Raw genomic sequence first — 1967 nt, forward strand, 5'->3', positions numbered from 1 at the left:
CAGGAGGTGGCGGCGTAGCTCAGGAAGTTACTGACGGCGTGAGGGGAGGGGCGGCCGTGGTTGAACTCGTCGTAGATGTTTTCGATGTCCACGACCAGGGTGCGATACCCCTGCTTGGCCCGGTAAGCGGCGAGCTGTCTGGCCGGCGTGCCGAGCTGGCGCGGGGCGATGACGAGGTAGTCGGCCGCGGTGGCGGCGTTGCGCAAGTCGGAGGGCCGGTCGGCGGTGGCTTTGGCCAGCAGGGTGGCGGCGCTCCAGGCCACGGCGAAGTAGTCGCGGCCGCGCTCGGGGCGGAAGGACACGCGCCAGGAGCCGGCGGCGAAGTCGACGGTCGCCGGCTGGAGCCGCGGGACGGCCGGGTCGGTGACGTCGAGGACGGCCAGGTCGTCCCGGTCGAAGCCGGCCACGGTGATCACGTCCTCATCCAGCCCCCGCAGGCGGAGGCGATTGGCCACGGCGAGGCAGCGGCGCTGGTACTCCACGGTGAAGCCGTCGAGATAGACGAGCGAGTAGGCGACGCCGTCGCCGCGGCGGGCGGTGAGCTCCACCTGGTTGTCGCCGTCGCGCAGGAGCGCCGGATCGAGGGTGAAGTGCAGCGCCCGGGCGGTGCGGCCGCTCCAGGAGCCGTCGCCCAGGAGCACGCCGTTGAGGCGGACGGCGACCTGGTGCTCGGCGAAGGTGCCGGTGTCGGTGCCGCCGTGAAGGCGCACGGTGAGGGCGGCGGCGCCGGAGCCGGCGGCGCCCGGCGTGGCCACGGCGAAGGTCTTGGTCTCGAGCGCCGGATCCCCGGCGTAGAGGTAGTCCCAGAACCAGTAGTCGGACTCGGGGTTGCGGGTCACCGCCGGGGCGGGCAGGCGGTCGCGCTCGACGGCCAGCGTCTCAGCGAAGGTCCCGTCGGCGACGGGTGCGACGGGCGCGGCGTCATCGGGGCCCAGGATGGGTGTGAGCTTGCCCGGGGTGAAGCGGTAGATGTCAGTGTCGGCGTAGAGCGTGTGCCGGGCGTCGCCGAAGAAGTAGAAGCCCTGGCCGTCGGGGAACGGCCGGGTGGCGACGGGCACGCCGCCAGAGGTCAGCGCCAGGCGGTCCGCCCGGAGCGCCTGGCGGGGCAGCCCGGCGGCGATGGCGCCGAGGTCCACGGCGTACAGGTCGGCCGCCGGCACCGCCAGTTTGAAGGCGGATGTGGCCGCGGCCTTGGACACGTCGTCGGCCGGCGGATCATCCGCGGCGTCCGGCCGGATGGCGGACGCCGGCCGGCCTGGGTGGGCGGCGCGGCTGAAGCGCACCGGGGCCGCCGCGCGGTCGCGGGGGAGCGGTCCGGCCCAGTCCACGGCGAACGGGCCGTAAGCGTGCACGGTGCCGTCGGCCTCGACTTCCTCCACGAGGTAGTGCTCAATCGCGGCCCGGTCGGCCTCGGGATCCGGCAGACGGTAGACGCCGCCCTGGGGGTGGCCCGGCAGCGCCGGGAGCAGCGCGTCGGTGAGGCGCCGCCACCCGCCGTCGGCCGCATCCCAGCGGGAGACGTAGAAGCCCACGGTGCCCTGTTCCGCCGCGGTGGACCAGCGCAGCACCGGCGCGTCGCCGGCCCACACGCCGCCGAAGTCGGCCAGCAGCACCCGGGTGGGCACCGGCGTACCCGTGGTCACCGCCAGCTCGCACAGGGGGCCGAAGGTGAACGTGGCGCGTGCTTGGGTGGTGTTCCCCGTCTCGTCCACGTAGCGGGCGGTGGTGCCGTTGGCAGCGGGCGTCCCGGTGATGATCAGCCGGCCCGATGCGGTGGGGGTGACGTTGACCTCGTAATCGAGCGAGGCCGTGGTGCCGGCGGCCAGGGTGCCGGGATTCCAGGTCACCGTGCCGGAGCCGCCCACGGCGGGCTCGGCGGTGACGCTCCCCTGGGTCACCGCGTCGTTGCCGGCGTACACGACGGCTCCGCCCGGGACGAAGGCGTTGACGGTGTTCGACGCGCTGAA

General features: G+C 74.1%; 1 protein-coding gene. It reads right to left on the reverse strand.

Annotation, left to right across the window (positions count from 1 at the left end):
- Positions 1–1967 (reverse strand): hypothetical protein (locus GX414_12360; GenBank protein ID NLI47889.1); only part of this gene is annotated, 1967 nt, incomplete at both ends.

The organism is Acidobacteriota bacterium (assembly GCA_012517875.1).
Lineage (GTDB): Bacteria > Acidobacteriota > JAAYUB01 > JAAYUB01 > JAAYUB01 > JAAYUB01.